The sequence below is a fragment of the Curtobacterium sp. MCPF17_011 genome (assembly GCF_003234145.1).
In the GTDB taxonomy this organism is placed as follows: Bacteria; Actinomycetota; Actinomycetes; order Actinomycetales; family Microbacteriaceae; genus Curtobacterium.
This window is the reverse complement of the sequence record NZ_QKSK01000006.1, coordinates 42,726-60,104: the sequence shown is the minus strand read 5'-3', so window position 1 is coordinate 60,104 and position 17,379 is coordinate 42,726. Positions and strand designations below refer to the sequence as shown.

Sequence of the window (17,379 nt, the reverse complement as noted above, 5' to 3'; positions counted from 1 at the left end):
CCCGGCAGATCAGAGAGCGCTCAGCCCCGCCTCGACCGCCCCTCTGACGACGAGCCGCCGCACCTGCGCCGCCGCCCCCAGCGCCACAGCGTCCGACCCGAGCGCCGACTGCTCGACCCGGATAGCCGCCCCGCTGACCGGCGGCTCGTCCGCCAGTGCCACGGCGACGGCCGGCGCGAGCAGGTCCCACGACCGTGCGACACCACCGCCGATGACGACCGTCGTCACGTCGAGGATCCCCGCCGTGAGCAGGACGGCACGGGCGACGCCCCACCCCGCGGTCGCGAAGACGGCCTGCGCGTCCGGGTCCCCGGCTCGTGCGGCCTCGGCGACCTGGTGTGTGCCCAGTCGTCGGCCGGTGCTGGCGGCGTAGCGGTCCGCCATCCCGCGGGCGCCCGCGACGGTCTCGAGGTGTCCGCGCTGCCCGCAGGTGCAGGGGGTGTCGCCGAAGCCGGGCACGTGGCCGATCTCCCCCGCGGCACCGTGCGGTCCGCCGAACAGCGAGCCACCCAGGACGAGCGCACCGCCCACGCCGGTCCCGAGCGTCATGCCGAGCACGTCCGACTCGCCCGCGACGGCGCCGGTGGCGACCTCGCCGAGCAGGAACGCGTTGACGTCGTTGTCGAGCGTCGCCGGCACCCCGAGCCGTGCGGTGACGGCGTCGGTGACGCCGTACCCGGCCCAGCCGGTGAACGAGTTCGCGGTGACGAGCACCGTGCCCGTGGTCGCGTCGACGACACCGGCAGCCCCGACCCCGACACCCGCCAGGGAGGCCCGGTGCCGGTCGAGCAGGGACCGCACCGCCGCCTCGGCCGCGTCGAGGATCGCGTCGCCGCCGTCGTGCGCAGGCGTCGGCAGGTCGATGCGGTCGAGGACCTCGAGGTCGGTGGTGGCGAGGAGGACCTTCGTGTTCGTCCCGCCGACGTCGATGCCGGCGACGACCTCCGCGGTCACGGGGTCACCGCGGCGAGGGAGGCCAGGCGCTCGGTCCGACGCTGTCGTTGCACCACCGGGTCCGGGACCGGCACGGCGGCGAGCAGCCGTCGGGTGTAGTCCGTGGTGGGGTGCAGGAGCGTCGAGCCGGTCGGGCCCTGCTCCTCGACCGCGCCGGCACGCATCACGACGACCCGTTCGGCGAACTGCTGCACGACGGCGAGGTCGTGCGAGACGAACAGGCACGCGAAGCCCAGGTCGGCCTGCAGGTCGGTGAGGACCTCGAGCACGGCCTCCTGCACGCTGACGTCGAGCGCGCTGGTCGGTTCGTCGGCGACGAGCAGCCGCGGGTCGAGCACGAGCGCCCGGGCCAGGCTGACCCGCTGGCGTTGCCCGCCGGAGAGTTCCCGGGGAGCCCGGGTGGCCAGGGTGCGGGGCAGGCGGACGGCGTCCAGGACCTCGTCCACGCGGCGACGACGGTCGGCGGCCGAGGTCCGCCGCCGGTGGATGGCGAGCGGTTCGGCGATGCACTCGCCGACGGACATCCGCGGGTCGAGGGACGCCACCGGGTCCTGCAGCACCACGCCGATGCCGGAACGGAGCGCCAGGCGGTCCCGTCCACGGGTACGGCGGAGGTCCGAGCCGAAGAGCCGGACGCTGCCGGCGGTGGGGCGGACGAGTCCGAGGGCGACGCGGGCGGCGGTGGACTTCCCCGAGCCGGACTCGCCGACCAGGCCGACGGTCTCCCCCGCGTGCACGGTGACGTCGATGCCGCGCAGGGCGTGCACCGCGCGGGCGCCGCGACCGAAGGTGACCGAGACGTCGCGCAGGTCGACCACCGGGGGCGTGCCGGGCCTCCCGTCCGCATCGTCGGCGGACGTTGGCCGGTCCAGGATGGCCGGGCGTGCGTCGGCCGAGCCGTCGGCGACCGACGCGGCGGTCTGGAGGCGCGGCACCGCGGCCAGCAGCCGCTCGGTGTACTCGTGCTGCGGCCGGAGCAGGACGTCCTCGACGCCGCCGGTCTCCACGATGGAACCCTGCAGCATCACGGCGACCCGGTCGGCGAAGTCCGCGACGACGCCCATGTTGTGGGTGACGAGCAGTACCCCGGTACCGGTGTCGACGGCGAGCGCCCGGAGCAGCTCGAGGATCTCGGCCTGCACGGTGACGTCGAGCGCGGTGGTCGGTTCGTCGGCGATGAGGAGCGCCGGCTCGTTGGCGATCGCCATCGCGATGACGACGCGCTGTCGCTGCCCGCCGGAGAGCTGGAACGGGAACGCCTTGGCACGCTCCTCCGGAGCGGGGATGCCGACGCGGCGGAGCAGGTCGACGGCCTCGGTCGCGGCGGCTGCGGCGGACACCTGCCGGTGGTTGCGGATGACCTCGGCGATCTGCGCCCCGACGCGGGTGAGTGGGTCGAGGGCGGTGGCGGGCTCCTGGAACACCATCGAGACCGTTCGTCCACGGAGCCGTCGGAGCTCGGGTTCCGGCGCACCGACGACCTGGTGGCCGTCGACGACCGCGCTGCCGGTGACGGTCGCGTTGCCGGAGAGCAGCCCCATCGCGGCCAGCGCGACAGTGGACTTTCCTGAGCCGGACTCGCCGACGAGGGCGAGGGTCTCGCCGGGGGCCACGGCCAGGGAGACGCCCTGGACGGCGTGCACGTCGCCGGACTCGGTGCTGAAGTGCACCCCCAGGTCGTCGACGGCGAGGATCGGTTCGGTGGCGGTCATCCGCGGCCCTTCACGTCGAATGCGTCCCGGAGTCCGTCGCCGACCGCGTTGAGCGCACAGACGACGAGGATCACGGCGAGTCCCGGCGGCACGATCAGCCACCAGCGACCGGAGTAGGCGGCGGTGAGTCCCGCCGAGAGCATGCCGCCCCAGTCCGTGGCCGGCGGCTGCACGCCGAGGCCCAGGTACGAGACGTAGGCGACGAGGAGGATCGCGTCGGCGACCTGGAACGTCGCGGCCACGACGATGGTCGACACCGAGTTCGGCAGCAGGTGCCGGCCGACGGCACGGGCGTGCGAGCCGCCGATGGCGCGGAGGGTGAGCACGAAGTCGCGGTTCTTCAGCGTCAGGGTCTCGGCGCGGATGAGCCGGGAGGGCACGAGCCAGGACACGAACCCGAGGATCACGATGAGGCCCCAGACGCCCGGGGTGGTGATCGCCGAGATGACGAGCAGGATGAACAGCGCCGGGATCGCGATGCCGGCGTCGACGACGCGCATCATCACGGCGTCGACCCAACCGCCGACGTACCCGGCGACGGAGCCCCACAGTGTGCCGACGACGGTGGCCAGGATCCCGGCGGCGATGCCGACCATCAGCGACACCTTGCCGCCGTACATCAGGCGGCCGAGGACGTCGTGGCCGACGGCGTCGGTGCCGAGCAGGTGGGGACCGCTCGGGCGCTGGTTCGCCTGCTCGAGCAGGGTGTGGGTCTGGTCGGTCGGGTACAGGAACGGTCCGACGAAGCAGAACAGCACGATGAGGACGAGCACGGCCAGGCCGATCACGGCGAGGGTGTTGTGCCGGAACCGGCGGGCGGCGAGCCGGAAGCCGGTCGCGGCGACCGTGATCGGTGCACCGGGGGTCTCGGGGGCGAGTTGGACGGTGGTCATGCGCGGCCTGCCTTCACGGCGCTCGTCCGGTACGTGTCGATCAGGGACTGGACGGTGGTCATGCGCGGCCTGCCTTCACGGCGCTCGTCCGGTACGTGTCGATCAGGGACTGGACGGTGGTCATGCGCGGCCTGCCTTCACTCGCGGGTCGATCAGGGACTGTGCGACGTCGGCGAGGAGTGTGCCGATCACCGTCGCGATGGAGATCACGAGCACGCAGCCGAGCAGCGTCGGGTAGTCCGACGTCTGCGCCGCGTTCCAGAACAGCAGCCCCATGCCGGGGTAATTGAACAGCTGCTCCGTGACGAGCGCCCCGCCGAAGAGCACCGGCAGGTAGTAGCCGAGCATCGCCACGACCGGCGTCAGCGAGTTCCGGAAGACGTGCCGGCGCAGGATCGTCGCCGTCGACGAACCGCCGGCCCGGGCGGTGCGGACGTAGTCCTCCTGCAGGTTCTCCAGCGTCGCCGCCCGCATGTAGCGACTGAAGACGGCGATCATCGCGAGGGCGCCGGTGAGCACCGGCAGGACGAGTCCGGCCGGCTGTTGGAACACCTCGGCGAGGGTGGTGCCGCTCGGGGCCTGCGACGGTAGCCACGGCAGCTGCTGGCTGAACACGATGATGAGCACGAGGCCGAGGAAGAACGCGGGGGTCGCGTAGAAGACGAACGCCAGTGCGGTGGCGGCGTAGTCGATCGCTCCGTTGCGTCGGGCTGCCTGCCACATGCCGACCGGGATCGCGATGACGATCCCGAGCACGGCGGAGAGTCCGGTGAGGACGAGGGTCTTCGGGATGCGCTCCTGGATCAGCTGCGAGACCGGTTCATTGAGCGTGTACGAGGTGCCGAGGTCACCGGTGAGCAACCGTCCGAGGAACCGGAGGTACTGCACCGGCAGTGACTGGTCGAGGCCCTGCGCCTGGTTGAACGCGGCGATCTGGGCGGGCGTCGCGGAGACGCCGAGCACGCCGCGGGCGGGTCCGCCGGGCAGCGCGTGCAGCAGGCAGAACACCACGACGGTGACGATGAGGATCACCGCGAGCGCCTGCAGGACGCGGCGGGTGAGGTAGAGGGCAGTGGTCATGCTGCTTCCGTCGTCGGGGTGGATGGGTGAGCGGGACGGAGGCGCGGTGCGGGTCGGGCCCGCACCGTCCGCCCTCGCGGGCTCGGACGGCGCGTCCCGCGCAACGCTTCGCGTTGCCGTTGAGCGGGACGCGCCAGGCCGTGGTCGCGTCAGTGACCTACTCGGTCCACTTCCACTGGGCGGGGTGGAAGTTGGCCAGCGAGTCCTGGTCGAACCCGGTCAGGCCGCTCTTCTTGACGGAGATCTGGTAGTCCGGGCTCGGCAGCCAGATCACGGGCAGGTCCTTCGCGACCGCGGCGCTGTAGTCCTGCACGGCGCTCGCGTCGGTGGAGGTCGTCGTCGCGTCGATGAGGGAGTCGACCTGCTTGTTCGAGTAGCTGCCGAAGTTCGCCGAACCGCCGGTGGAGAACAGGGACTCACCGGTCGGGTAGGCCGGGAAGTACCAGCTGCCGGCGGTGCCGAAGAACGACAGGTCCCAGTCACAGCTGGACTCGTCGGCGGTGCAGGTCGGGGTCTGCGACAGGACGCTCGACACCGGGGCCGTCTTGATCGAGAAGCCGATGCCGGTCTTCTCCAGGGACGACTGGATGGCGCTCATCATGTTGTCGGTGACGGTCGAGCCGGACTGCGAGAGCACCTTCATGGCGAACTTCGTGCCCTCGGCGACACCCTCGCCGCACTGGCTGGACGAGGTGCCCGGGTCGGTGCAGACCATGGTGCCGCCCTGCTTCGTCCAGCCGTGACTCGTCAGCAGCGCCGCGGCCTGCTTCGTGCTGAACGGGTACGGGTTGTCCTTCTGCACGTCGGAGACGTAGTCGGACTCCTGCGCCTGCGGGATCGGCCCGTAGGTCGAGGTGGCGGTGCCGTTGAAGACGACCTTCGACAGCGACTCCTGGTCGATCGACATCTGCACGGCCTGGCGGGCGTACAGCTGCTTGAAGACGGCGCCCATGTCCGGGTTGTTGAAGTTGTACGGCATGTACGTGATCGCCCAGCCGGTCCACGGGTCGACCTCGTAGCCCTTCGACGTGAAGGAGTCCTTCTGGTCGAGGTCGGTGGCGTTGATGTAGCCGTAGTCGACCGCACCGGAGCGCAGCGCGTTCGTCTCGGCGTCCGCGGTGGTGAAGGGCAGCAGGTTGACCGTCTTGATCGATGCCTTCTCGCCCCCGTCGTACTTCGGGTTCGCGGTGAGCTGGACCTTGCCGGCGGTGGTGAACGACGACAGGCCGTAGGGGCCGGAGATCGTCTTCCACAGGTCGTCGGAGTCGTAGTCGGCGATCTTGCCCGCGGCGGTGTTGAGGAACTTCCAGACCTGCTTCGCTCCGGTCGCGGTGCGGTCGGCGTCGGTCACCTTGCCGGAGGCGCTGGTCTTGTCCCAGGCGTGCTGGGGCAGCGGGATGATGTAGCTCAGCTGGTTGGCGAGCATCCAGTCCTTGTTGTACGCCTTGTCGAACGCGATCGTGAAGTGCGTGTCGTCGACGGTCGTGAAGGACGTCCAGTTGTCCGGCGCCTTGCCCTCGGAGTACGAGCCCCAGTCCTTCGCGTTCGCCTTGATCAGGTTGAACCAGAACTCCACGTCGCGGCTCGTGATCGGCTCACCGTCGGACCAGTGCCGGTCGCCGAGCGTGATCGTGACGCTCTTGCTGTCCGAGGCGAAGTCGGCGGCGGTGGCGACGGACCCGGGCTTGTCCCAGCCGATCTTGCCGGTGGACCCGTCGTAGGCGATGAGGCGCTCGTACAGCGACTGCGCGATGGAGCCGTTGTTCGTGTTGAGGTGCGCGGCGGTGCCGATCGGCAGGATCCAGTTCGGCGTGAAGTTGGCCGGCAGCGCGTAGTCGATCTCGTCGGACTTCGCGTTCGTGGTGGCGGAACCGCCCCCGGAGCACCCGGCGAGCAGTGCGCTCACCGCGAGCGCGGCTCCGGTGAGGAGGGCCCAGCGACGGGGCTTGGTCATGCGTGTCTCCTTGCGCGAGGACGCCATCGTCGGCGTGGTGGAGGGACGGGAGTGCGACCAGGACCAGGCCCCGGTGGCACGTGCACAGTCAATGGCCGAAGTCGTTGGAAAAACAAACGTTCTCGTGTAAATAGTCTGTTTCTGCGGAACGGCGGAAAGCGCGGACCGACACTTCTGCCCCGTAGGCTCGGTGACGTCGGGCGGTCACCGCGCCCGGTTGACGCCGATTGGAGAAAGTCGTGCCGGACCTCAGCTCGCGCGTGCTCGAACTCATCGCCAGCGGACAGGCGTCGAGCCGCACCGAGATCGCCCAGGTGCTCGGCGCCGCCCCCTCGACCGTGTCCCACGTGGTCGGTCAGCTCCTCACGCACGGCATCCTCGCCGAGGAGGGCACCGACGTCTCCACCGGCGGCCGGCCTCGCAAGGTCCTCCGGATCGGCGGCACCGACGAGTACGCGGTCGCCGCTGACCTCGGTGGCGGTCACGTCCGGATCGGCATCGTCCTGCCGGGAGGGGCGCTCGAGTCCGTATCGACCGTCCCGTTCGCGCTCGCCGACGGTCCGACCGCCGGCCTGGCGGCTCTCGCGGAGCTCCTCGACGCCCTGGTGACCGAACGCGGACGGGACGGACTGCGTGGGGTCGGGCTGAGCCTCCCGGGCCCGGTCGACGTCGAGGCGGGCGTCGTCGACCTGCCGAGCCGGATGCCCGGATGGAACGGCTTCCCGGTCGCCGCGTGGCTCACCGAGCACTTCGGGGTACCGGCCGCGATCGACAACGACGCGAACTGCATGGCCGCGGGCGAGCAGACCGTGCAGCCGTCCACCCGACGCCAGGCGATCACGGTGAAGGCCGGGTCGGCGATCGGCGCCGGGATCATCATCGACGGCCACCTCTACCGCGGCTCCACCGGTGCCGCGGGCGACATCACGCACGTGCGCATCGACGCCGCCGGCGACACACCGTGCTCGTGCGGCAACACCGGTTGCCTCGAGACGGTGGCGTCCGGCGCCGCACTCGTCCGGATCCTCCGCGAAGCCGGTGTGGACGTCAGCTCGACGCAGGACGTGGTCCGGCTGGCGTCGGAGGCGCACCCGGAGACGACCCGCGCGGTCCGCCTGGCCGGGCGGTACCTCGGCGAGGTGCTCGCCGCCAACGTCAACTTCTTCAACCCGGACGCCGTCTCCCTCGGCGGCATCCTCTCCACCCTCGACCCGTTCGTCGCCGCCGTGCGGAGCCAGCTCTACGAGAGCTGCCACCCGCTCGTGACGCAGCACCTCGTCATCGAGCGCGCCTCGCTCGGGGCCGACGCCGGTCTCGTCGGGGCCGGCCAGTTCGCCCTGCAGCGCGGCCTGGCGGCGTCGCTCGAGGAACTGTCCACCCCCGTCCCGTTGCGCACCACCAGGAACAGGAGCACCCGTGTCTGACACCGGAACCACCGCCGGCACCCGTCGTCCGGTCATCGCCGTCGCCGGCCTGGCCATCGAGACGTCGACGTTCACGCCGACCCGCACCCCGGCCACCGCCTTCCACCCGGACCGCGGCGACGACGTGGTCGCGCGCTACGACTTCCTCGCACCGATGGCCGAGCGGGCCGACTTCCGCGGTGCGCTGATCGGGCACGCGCTGCCGGGTGGCGTGGTCCTCCGCGAGTCCTTCGAGGAGCTCAGCACCGAGATCACCGACCGGCTGTCCGCGATCGCCGCCGAGACCACGATCGACGGCCTGTGGTATGACATCCACGGCGCGATGGTGGTCGAGGGGCTCGACGACGCCGAGGCGACGCTGCTCGAGCGGATCCGCGCGGTCGTCGGGCCGGACGTGGTCGTCTCGGCGTCGATGGACCTGCACGGCAACGTGTCGCGGGAGCTCGCCCACCAGTGCGACCTCATCACCTGCTACCGGATGGCCCCGCACGAGGACGCCCTCGAGACGAAGGAGCGCGCGGTCCGCAACCTCGTCGACGTGCTCACCACCCGCCCGGTCGGGGCACAGCGCCCGGTGAAGGCGTGGATCCCGATCCCGGTCCTGCTGCCGGGCGAGAAGACCTCCACCCGGATCGAGCCCGCGGCCTCCGTCTACGCGCAGGTGGCCGACGTCGAGCGAGACGAGGGCGTCCTCGACGCCGCGATCTGGGTCGGGTACGCCTGGGCCGACCAGCCGCGGAACCGTGCCGTCACCGTCGTCACCGGGTGGGACACCGACGCCGTCGCCGCCGGTGCCGAGCGGCTCGCCCGGGCGTTCTGGGACGCCCGCGAGGACTTCGCCTTCGTCGCACCGACCGGGTCGTTCGACGAGTGCCTGGCCGCCGCTCTCGCCCCCGGGGCCGCACGCCCGTACTTCGTCTCCGACTCCGGCGACAACCCGACCGCCGGCGGCTCGGGCGACATGACCTGGGGTCTGACGCAGCTGCTCGCCCGCGACGAGTTCTGGAGCGCCGACGGCCCGGTCGTCCTCTACGCCAGCGTCCCCGGCCCCACCGCGGTCGCCGCCTGTGTCGAAGCCGGCGTCGGGGCCACCGTCACCGTCACCGCCGGCGCCGAGGTCGACGACCTGCACGCCGGACCGATCACCATGACCGGACGCGTGCACGCGGTCAAGCACGGCGACCGGGACGCCCGGACCGAGGTCGTGCTGCAGGTCGGCAGCGTGTTCGCGATCCTCACCGAGCTGCGGAAGCCGTACCACCACGAGCACGACTTCACCGACCTGGACCTCGACCCGCGGAGTGCCGACCTGGTCGTCGTCAAGATCGGTTACCTCGAACCGGAGCTGTACGACATGGCCGCCGACTGGATGCTCGCGCTCACCCCGGGCGGTGTCGACCAGGACCTCGAACGCCTCGGCCACCACCGGATCGAACGGCCCGTGTTCCCCTTCGATCGGACCTTCCCGGAGCCGCCCGACCTGACCGCCCGGATCATCCCCGCGTCCGACCGACCGCTCCGAGCCCACGCATGACCGGACGCACCGCCACCCGCTCCCTCGAGATCGCCGTCACCTCGGCGACCGGCGCCGCGACCGCACGGGCCGGGGGTGCCGACCGGGTGGAGCTCTGCAGCGCCCTGGAACTCGGCGGGCTCACCCCCTCGCAGGGGCTCGTCGAGGCCGCCGTCGCCACCGGGATCCCCGTACACGTCCTGGTCCGCTGCCGTCCGGGCGGCTTCGTGCACGCCCCGGACGAGATCGACCTGATGGAGCGCGAGCTCGTCGCCGTCCTGCGTTCCGGGGCGACCGGCGTCGTGGTCGGCGCGCTCCGCCCGGACCGCACGCTCGACGCCGACACCCTGACGCGCTTCGTGGCCGCCGCGCGCACCGAACGCCCCGACGCCGAGGTCACGCTGCACCGGGCGATCGACCACGCCGCCGACCCGGTCGCCGCCGCGGCCGGACTCGCCGACCTCGGGTTCACGCGGGTCCTCACCTCCGGTGGTGCCCCGACCGCCCTCGCCGGTGCCGACACCATCGCCCGGATGGTCACGGCCGCAGGTCCCGTCCAGGTGATGGCCGGCGCCGGGGTCACCCCGGCGGACGTACCCGTGCTCCTCGCGACCGGCGCCGCCGCCGTGCACCTCTCGGCCAAACGTCTGGCGGACACTGCGCACAGGGGCGTCCCGATGGGCGCAGGGGACGCGGGGTCCGGTCACTTCGAGACCGATGCCGAGGTGGTACGGGCAGCACGGGCTGCAGTGGACCGACACCGCGGCTGACGCGGGCGATGGGTCGGGCGCGCCCAGGGCCTCCCGGCCGTGCCGTGCGTGCCGCGGCCTGCCGAGCGGTGGGCCGGTCAGTCCTCCGCGTGCACGCCGCTGCGGAGCGTCACGCTCGGCAACTCCCCGAACCGTTCCCGGTACGCGCCGGAGAACCGGCCGAGGTGGGCGAAGCCCCAGTCCCGGGCGACCTCGGCGACCGCGGCGGTCGACGGGTCCGCTGACCGGAGCGCCTCGTGCACGGCGTCCAGCCGGACGTTCCGCAGGTGCGCGAGCGGGGAGACCCCGACCGACCGGTTGAAGGACTGCTGGAGGCCGCGAGGGCTCATGCCGGCGGCAGCGGCGATGTCCGCGAGGGTGACGACTCCGTGCGCGTGCTCCTGGATGTACGTCAGGGCATCGCGGAGCCGTTCACTGCTCGTGGTCGCGGGGACGTCCACCGGGAAGGTGGCGATGACGACGCGGGCGACCCGGAGGTTCAGCTCGGCACGCGCTCGACCCTCGACCTCCGGCGCGGTGATCGCCGTGCCGAGGGTCTGCAGCGCCGACCGGAGCGCCGCCAGGTCGGTGTCCGACTCGACCCGGCGGAACCGCAGCGGGCCGGCCACCTGCACGCCGTCGGCGGCGAGCGCCGACCGGAGCAGCCGATCGGACAGGTGCAGCATCGACACGCGGCTGGTCGCGGCCTCGAACTCGTACCGGAGCGAGGCGGCGAGCAGGAACGGCTGGCCCGGACGTACCGCGGAGCGGACACCGTCCTCCCCGGTGATGACGACGCTGCCGTCACCGATCCAGAAGACGATGTGCGCCGGTCGGGGTTCCATCGTCCCGGTGCGGGGGCCCTCCACGGCGGAACCGCTCAGGGACAGGTCGGCGTCGCCCGCGCCCGTGTAACGGAACGCGGAGCGCTCGTCGCCGATGCCACCGCCGGTACCGTACTTGTCGTCGAGGACGGCAGGGCGGGTCGCACTCGTCCCCGCCAACCGGACGGCGCGGAAGCCGTCAGGGGTCCCCGAGCTCGGGCGCACATGGGTCACGACCTGATGTTCCCATGCTCGTCCGCCGCGCGCGAGCACCGCGCCGCCCGGCGGATGCCGCCCCGGGGTACGCCGATCGATGCCGAGCACAGTCACCGACCGGTAGAAGGAGTCATGACCTCCTCCACGCGGAACCCGCTCGGCGTCACCCTCGTCGACGGCGGCGCCAACGTCGCCGTCTTCTCCAGCACTGCCGAGCGCATCGAGTTCTGCCGGTTCGACGACGACGGCACCGAGCACCGGACCGAGCTGACGAAGCGCACCGGCTACACCTTCCACGACGTCGTGCCGGACGTCACCGTCGGCACCCGCTACGGCTTCCGCGTCCACGGCGCCTGGGACCCGGCGAACGGCCTGCGCCACAACGCCGCGAAGCTGCTGCTCGACCCGTACGCCACCGCGATCGACGGTGACTACCGGTGGGGCCAGGAGCTGTTCGGCCACGACATGAACGAGCCGGAGCAGATGGACGAGTCCGACTCGGCCGACGCCATGCCGCGCTCAGTCGTCGCCGACCGCTCGTTCGACTGGCAGGGCGACACCCGACTCGAGACCCCGCTCGCCGACACCGTCGTGTACGAGGTCCACGTGAAGGGCTTCACCAAGCAGCACCCCGACGTGCCCGAGGAGATCCGCGGCACCTACGCGGGCCTGGCACACCCGGCCGCGATCAAGCACCTCACCGACCTCGGCATCACCGCCGTCGAGCTGCTGCCGATCCACCAGTTCGTGCAGGACTCCACCCTGGTGGACAAGGGCCTCCGCAACTACTGGGGCTACAACAGCATCGGCTTCTTCGCCCCCCACAACGAGTACTCCGCCTCGGGCACCGCCGGGCAGCAGGTCGCGGAGTTCAAGGAGATGGTCAAGGCCCTGCACGCCGCAGGCCTCGAGGTCATCCTGGACGTCGTCTACAACCACACCGCCGAGGGCAACCACATGGGCCCGACGCTCTCCTTCAAGGGCCTCGACAACCAGTCGTACTACCGGCTGGTCGAGGGCGACGAGGCCAACTACTTCGACACCACCGGCACGGGCAACAGCCTGAACGTGTCGCACCCGACCGCGCTCGGGCTCATCACCGACTCGCTCCGCTACTGGGTCGAGGAGATGCACGTCGACGGCTTCCGCTTCGACCTCGCCACCACGCTCACCCGGCAGGACGGCGAGGCCGAGAAGCACTCCGCGTTCCTCGACATCATCCACCAGGACCCGGTGCTCCGCGACGTCAAGATGATCGCCGAGCCGTGGGACACCGCGGGCTACCAGGTCGGCGGCTTCCCGGCGGACTGGTCGGAGTGGAACGGCAAGTACCGCGACGACCTCCGCTCGTTCTGGCGCGGCGACGAGGGCACGCTCGGCGATGCCGTGCAGCGCGTCCTCGGCTCCCCCGACGTCTACGAGGGCTCGCGCCGGTCGCCGCTCTGCTCGGTCGACTTCGTCACCGCGCACGACGGCTTCACGCTGGCCGACCTCACCATGTACGCCGAGAAGCACAACGAGGCGAACGGTGAGGACAACAACGACGGCGAGAGCAACAACACCTCGTTCAACGGTGGCATCGAGGGGCCGACCGACGACGAGAGCGTCAACGACTACCGCAACCGCCAGCGCCGGAACTTCCTCGGCACGCTCCTGCTCTCGGCCGGCGTGCCGATGATCCTGGGTGGGGACGAGATCGCCCGCTCGCAGGGCGGCAACAACAACGCCTACTGCCAGGACGACGAGATCTCGTGGTTCGACTGGGCCGCCGCCGACGAGGACCTGCTGGCCTTCACCACCGCGGCGATCGCCTTCCGCAAGCAGCACGTCGCCCTGCGCCCGGAGTGGTACCGCACCGCGCCCGGTCTGTCGCCGTCGACGGTGTCCGTGCTCCGCGCCGACGCGAACGACTTCGAGGACGGCGACTGGACCGACGGCGGCAACCGCGCCGTGATCCTGGTGCTCGAACAGGGCGACGACAGCGTCGCGGTGCTGATGAACGCCTCCGAGACGACCGTCGAGTTCACGCTGCCGGAGCGTGCGGACGGCCGTCCGTGGTCGCTCGGCCTGTCGAGCGACCCCGACCAGGCCGTGGACGGCGAGGCGACCACGCTGCTCGTCCGCGACGCCTCCTTCACCGCCCTGCAGTGACACCGGAGGACAGTGGAGCGATGAGCCAGTACGAGAAGCACGATCCGATCACCCTGTACCCGGTCCCGCCGTTCCCGAAGCAGGAGCAGTCGCTGCCCGGGGCCGCGTGGAAGATGGACCCGAAGCCGGACCACGGCGAGGAGAGCTACGTCGGCAAGGGCCGGCTGGAGGGCTTCCGCGGCATCGTGACGGGTGCCGACTCCGGCATCGGCCGCGCCGCCGCGATCGGCCTCGCTCGGGAGGGCGCCGACCTGGTGCTCTCCTACCTGCCCGACGAGCAGCAGGACGCGGAAGAGGTCCGCGACCTGCTCCAGGCCGAGGGCCGGACGATCGTGCTGTTCCCCGGCGACATCTCCGACGAGCAGTACTGCACCGATCTGGTGCAGAAGGGCGTCGACGAACTCGGCGGCCTCGACACGCTCGTCATGGTCGCCGGTCGGATGGACAGCAACGACGACATCCTGACCCTCGACACGTCGATGTTCGACTCGACCTTCAAGACGAACATCTACTCGCTGTTCTGGCTGACGAAGGCCGCGGTCCCGCACCTGGAGCCCGGCTCGACGATCGTCACGACGGGCTCGATCCAGGCGTCCACCCCGTCGCCGGACAAGATCGACTACGCCGTCTCGAAGGGTGCGATCAAGCTCTTCACCGAGGCGGTCGCCCAGCAGCTCGCGCCGAAGGGCATCCGCGTCAACTCGGTCGCCCCGGGTCCGGTGTGGACACCGCTGCAGCCGGGTTCGGACGACGCCGAGACAGTGTCGACGTTCGGGCAGCAGGCGCCCTTCGGGCGTCCGGGTCAGCCCGCCGAGCTGGCCGCGGCGTACGTCCACCTGGTCAGTCCAGAATCGAGCTACCAGTCCGGTTCGACGATCACCGTCGCGGGCGGCACGCCCGCCTTCTGACCGACGTCCGAGTCCGGCCAGCACTGCGAAGGAGCACACGATGAGCAACGACACCACGGCGCACGACCCCGAGGGCACGCCGAAGCCGGACGGCCTCGGCGACGACGGGACCGTCCCCAACGAGCCCGAGGGCGTGGCCGCCGGGTTCGTCGGTGACGACTCGCACTTCAACCCGGAAGAGGACGCCACCGACGGTGACGCCGCTGCGGGCGACGCAGACGCCTGACCGGACGGTGCACACGCGCTGACCACATGACGGGAGGCCCGGTACCAGCTGGTACCGGGCCTCCCGTCATGTGTGCGCCGTGGTGCGCTCAGTGGTGCCCGTGCACCTTCGCGTGGCCGAGCCCGCGGCGCATCAGCGCCCGGTTGACCGGGACCGTGACGACGAAGGCCAGCGTGAGGGAGAGCGCCAGCGACGCCCAGAACAGCCACTGGTCGAGCTGCGCGTCCAGGGCGCCCGGGATCGCGACGACGACCGTGTTGTCGATGACCTCCATCACCGCGATGGACACCGTGTCGGCGGCGAGCGCCACCCGGACCGCCGCCCGGAGCGACAGCCCGGAGCGGAGCACTCCGCGCATCGTCAGGGCGTAGCCGAACACGAAGGCCAGCACGATCGACAGCGCCACGGTGCCGGCGTCGTGCAGCCCCGTGGCCGTGCCGATGACCATGCCGAGGACCTCGCCGATCGCGCAGCCGGTCAGGCAGTGCAGCGTCGCCTGGGCCGCCGTCGACCACGTGGTGGTGCCGCTGTGTCCGCCCATGTCGCCGGTGTGTCCGCTCATCGTGCGCTCCCGTCGACCGACCGGAAGCGGCGGAGGCGCAGGCTGTTCGTCAGCACGAACACCGACGACAGCGCCATGGCGGCACCCGCGATGACGGGGTTCATCAGCCCGGCCATCGCGAGCGGGATCGCCGCGACGTTGTAGGCGAAGGCCCAGAACAGGTTCGTCCGGATGGTGTGGAGCGTGCGGCGCGACAGCCGGACGGCGTCGACGGCGGCCCGGAGGTCGGCACGGACCAGGGTGATGTCCGCGGCCTCGACGGCGGCGTCCGTCCCGGTGCCCATCGCGATGCCCAGGTTCGCGGCGGCGAGCGCGGCGGCGTCGTTCACGCCGTCGCCCACCATGGCGACGGTGCGACCGGCGGCCTGCAGTTCCGTGACGACGCGGTACTTGTCCTCGGGTCGGACGCCGGCAGTCACCCGGCCGATGCCGACCTCGGCCGCGACACGGTGCGCGACCCCGGCCGCGTCCCCGGTCAGGAGCATGGTGTCGAGGCCGAGCTCCTGCAGCCGGCGGACGGCCTCGGCCGCGCCGGGCGCGACGGTGTCGGCGACGACGACGAGCCCGCGGACCCGGCCGTCCCACGCCACCGCGACCGTGGTGCGCCCGGCCTGCTCGGCATCGGTGACGGCGACGGCCAGCGACCCGGGCATCGGGACGGCCCACTGGTCGGCGAGCCAGGACGGTCGACCGACGAGCACGAGGACACCGTCCACGCCGGCCTGCACGCCGAGGCCGGCGCTCGACGCGAACGACTCCGGTCGTGGCACGTCCGGGACGGCAGCGACGAGTGCCCGGGCGATCGGGTGCTCGGAACCGGACTCGGCGGCGGCCGCGGCGCGGAGGACGGCGTCGGCGTCCTCGCCCTCGGCGGGCAGGACGTCGGTGACCCGCATCGTGCCGGTGGTGACCGTGCCGGTCTTGTCCAGCAGGACGGTGTCGATCCGGCGGGTGGCCTCGAGGACCTGTGGGCCGCGGATGAGGATCCCGAGCTGGGACCCGCGGCCGGTGCCGACCAGGAGCGCCGTCGGTGTCGCGAGGCCGAGCGCGCAGGGGCAGGCGATGACGAGCGTCGCGACGGCGGCGGTCAGGGCGGCCTCGACGTCCCCGGTGAGCACGAGCCACCCGACCAGGGTCAGTGCGGCGAGCCCGAGCACGACGGGGACGAACACCCCGGAGACCCGGTCGGCCAGGCGCTGGACGTCGGCCTTGCCGGTCTGCGCCTCGGTCACGAGCTTGCCGATCCGGGCGAGCTCGGTGTCCGCACCGACCCGGACGGCCTCGATGGTGAGCAGCCCGCCGACGTTGACGGTCGCGCCGGTCACCGCGGCGCCGGGGCCGACCTCGACGGGGACGCTCTCCCCCGTCATGACGCTCGTGTCGACGACGCTGGTCCCGTCGACGACGGTGCCGTCGGTGGCGATCCGCTCACCGGGTCGGACGACGAACCGGTCGCCGACACGGAGGGACGCGGCCGGGACCTCGACCTCCCGACCGTCGCGGAGCACCCGGGCGGTGCTGGCGCCGAGGGCGAGCAGCGCACGCAGGGCGGCGCTGGACCGGGTCTTCGCGCGGCCCTCGGCGTACCGGCCGGCGAGCAGGAACACGGTCACGGCGGCGGCGACCTCGAGGTACGGCTCGGGCGCGGCACCACGGGGCGCGGTGAACGCGAAGGTCATGTGCATGTCGGTCCCACCGGCGCCGCCGAACACGAGCGCCCACACCGACCAGAGTCCGGCGGCGACGATGCCCAGGCTGACGAGGGTGTCCATCGTCGCGGTGCCGTGCCGGGCGTTCAGTGCTGCGGCCCGGTGGAAGGGCCAGGCACCCCAGGTCGCCACCGGGGCGGCGAGCACGAGCGCGACCCACTGCCACCAGGGGAACTGGAACGCGGGGACCATCGACAGCGCGACGACCGGGACCGCCAGGACGGTGGAGACGACCAAGCGTCGTCGGAGCGGGGCGAGGGCGTCCACGTCGCGCTGCTCGGGCTCGGGGCGGTGTGCTCCGTAGCCGGCCTGCTCGACGGTCGCGATGGCGTCGTCGACCGCGGTGCCGTCGGGCAGCGAGACCGTCGCGGTCTCGGTGGCGTAGTTCACGGTCGCCGACACCCCGGGCATCCTGTTGAGCTTGCGCTCGATGCGGTTCGCGCACGAGGCACACGTCATGCCCTCGATCGCGAGCTCGACCGCGGGAGCAGGTGCCGCCACCGG

The 17,379-nt window shown here is 71.9% G+C and carries 14 protein-coding genes; 6 read left to right on the top strand and 8 right to left on the bottom strand.

What is annotated here, in order from left to right; translation table 11 throughout:
• Positions 1–9: 9 nt before the first annotated feature.
• From DEJ25_RS09035 to DEJ25_RS09015, 5 genes are all read right to left on the bottom strand, one after another.
• Positions 10–954 carry an ROK family protein gene (locus DEJ25_RS09035; protein WP_111044474.1) on the bottom strand — a complete coding sequence of 315 codons (945 nt, stop codon included), beginning with the start codon at positions 952–954 and terminating at the stop codon, positions 10–12.
• The gene (locus tag DEJ25_RS09030; RefSeq protein WP_111044473.1) at positions 951–2,666 is read right to left on the bottom strand and encodes an ABC transporter ATP-binding protein; all 1,716 of its coding nucleotides are present in this window, start codon (positions 2,664–2,666) and stop codon (positions 951–953) included. Before DEJ25_RS09030 ends, DEJ25_RS09035 begins: the two co-directional genes overlap by 4 nt.
• Positions 2,663–3,559 (bottom strand): ABC transporter permease, encoded by an 897-nt coding sequence (locus DEJ25_RS09025; protein WP_111044472.1) that lies wholly within the window; start codon positions 3,557–3,559, stop codon positions 2,663–2,665. Before DEJ25_RS09025 ends, DEJ25_RS09030 begins: the two co-directional genes overlap by 4 nt.
• A gap of 120 nt (positions 3,560–3,679) precedes the next feature.
• The gene (locus DEJ25_RS09020) at positions 3,680–4,639 is read right to left on the bottom strand and encodes an ABC transporter permease (RefSeq protein ID WP_110903876.1); all 960 of its coding nucleotides are present in this window, start codon (positions 4,637–4,639) and stop codon (positions 3,680–3,682) included.
• Between the two features lie 157 nt (positions 4,640–4,796).
• Positions 4,797–6,593, bottom strand: a complete 1,797-nt coding sequence (locus DEJ25_RS09015) for a peptide ABC transporter substrate-binding protein (RefSeq protein ID WP_111044471.1) — start codon at positions 6,591–6,593, stop codon at positions 4,797–4,799.
• A 239-nt stretch (positions 6,594–6,832) separates the two neighbouring features.
• Here DEJ25_RS09015 and DEJ25_RS09010 point away from each other — a divergent pair, with 239 nt between their 5' ends.
• From DEJ25_RS09010 to DEJ25_RS09000, 3 genes are read left to right on the top strand one after another with little or no spacing between them, the layout of a single operon-like run.
• Positions 6,833–8,017: an ROK family protein gene (locus DEJ25_RS09010; RefSeq protein ID WP_111044470.1), complete on the top strand. Its 1,185-nt coding sequence runs from the start codon at positions 6,833–6,835 to the stop codon at positions 8,015–8,017.
• On the top strand, positions 8,010–9,551 hold the full coding sequence (locus DEJ25_RS09005) for a M81 family metallopeptidase (RefSeq protein ID WP_111044469.1): 1,542 nt from the start codon (positions 8,010–8,012) through the stop codon (positions 9,549–9,551). The genes DEJ25_RS09010 and DEJ25_RS09005 overlap by 8 nt, the downstream gene beginning before the upstream one ends.
• Positions 9,548–10,300: a copper homeostasis protein CutC gene (locus DEJ25_RS09000; protein ID WP_111044468.1), complete on the top strand. Its 753-nt coding sequence runs from the start codon at positions 9,548–9,550 to the stop codon at positions 10,298–10,300. The genes DEJ25_RS09005 and DEJ25_RS09000 overlap by 4 nt, the downstream gene beginning before the upstream one ends.
• A 77-nt stretch (positions 10,301–10,377) precedes the next feature.
• Here the strand turns inward: DEJ25_RS09000 and DEJ25_RS08995 are convergent, their stop codons facing one another.
• Entirely contained in the window at positions 10,378–11,337 is a 960-nt protein-coding gene (locus DEJ25_RS08995) for an AraC family transcriptional regulator (protein ID WP_146240643.1), read from the bottom strand.
• A 114-nt stretch (positions 11,338–11,451) separates the two neighbouring features.
• Between DEJ25_RS08995 and glgX the strand changes: the two genes are divergently transcribed.
• From glgX to DEJ25_RS08980, 3 genes are read left to right on the top strand one after another with little or no spacing between them, the layout of a single operon-like run.
• Entirely contained in the window at positions 11,452–13,470 is a 2,019-nt protein-coding gene (gene glgX / locus DEJ25_RS08990; protein WP_111044466.1) for a glycogen debranching protein GlgX, read from the top strand.
• A 20-nt stretch (positions 13,471–13,490) separates the two neighbouring features.
• A complete protein-coding gene (locus DEJ25_RS08985; RefSeq protein WP_110903883.1) occupies positions 13,491–14,378 on the top strand; it encodes an SDR family oxidoreductase in 888 nt (295 codons plus the stop codon).
• 40 nt (positions 14,379–14,418) lie between these two features.
• The gene (locus DEJ25_RS08980) at positions 14,419–14,604 is read left to right on the top strand and encodes a hypothetical protein (RefSeq protein ID WP_110903884.1); all 186 of its coding nucleotides are present in this window, start codon (positions 14,419–14,421) and stop codon (positions 14,602–14,604) included.
• Between the two features lie 88 nt (positions 14,605–14,692).
• On the opposite strand, the gene DEJ25_RS08975 is transcribed toward DEJ25_RS08980, so the two are convergent.
• A complete protein-coding gene (locus DEJ25_RS08975; protein WP_181427389.1) occupies positions 14,693–15,166 on the bottom strand; it encodes a DUF4396 domain-containing protein in 474 nt (157 codons plus the stop codon).
• Positions 15,163–17,376 (bottom strand): cation-translocating P-type ATPase, encoded by a 2,214-nt coding sequence (locus DEJ25_RS08970; protein WP_258366459.1) that lies wholly within the window; start codon positions 17,374–17,376, stop codon positions 15,163–15,165. Before DEJ25_RS08970 ends, DEJ25_RS08975 begins: the two co-directional genes overlap by 4 nt.
• Positions 17,377–17,379: the final 3 nt, after the last annotated feature.

Bases quoted from the DNA above. Each gene is read 5' to 3' on its own strand.
- DEJ25_RS09030 (WP_111044473.1), bottom strand. From the start codon at position 2,666: ATGACCGCCACCGAACCGATCCTCGCCGTCGACGACCTGGGGGTGCAC.
- DEJ25_RS09015 (WP_111044471.1), bottom strand. From the start codon at position 6,593: ATGACCAAGCCCCGTCGCTGGGCCCTCCTCACCGGAGCCGCGCTCGCG.
- DEJ25_RS08980 (WP_110903884.1), top strand. From the start codon at position 14,419: ATGAGCAACGACACCACGGCGCACGACCCCGAGGGCACGCCGAAGCCG.
- glgX (WP_111044466.1), top strand. From the start codon at position 11,452: ATGACCTCCTCCACGCGGAACCCGCTCGGCGTCACCCTCGTCGACGGC.
- DEJ25_RS08975 (WP_181427389.1), bottom strand. From the start codon at position 15,166: ATGAGCGGACACACCGGCGACATGGGCGGACACAGCGGCACCACCACG.
- DEJ25_RS08985 (WP_110903883.1), top strand. From the start codon at position 13,491: ATGAGCCAGTACGAGAAGCACGATCCGATCACCCTGTACCCGGTCCCG.
- DEJ25_RS09025 (WP_111044472.1), bottom strand. From the start codon at position 3,559: ATGACCACCGTCCAACTCGCCCCCGAGACCCCCGGTGCACCGATCACG.
- DEJ25_RS09020 (WP_110903876.1), bottom strand. From the start codon at position 4,639: ATGACCACTGCCCTCTACCTCACCCGCCGCGTCCTGCAGGCGCTCGCG.
- DEJ25_RS09000 (WP_111044468.1), top strand. From the start codon at position 9,548: ATGACCGGACGCACCGCCACCCGCTCCCTCGAGATCGCCGTCACCTCG.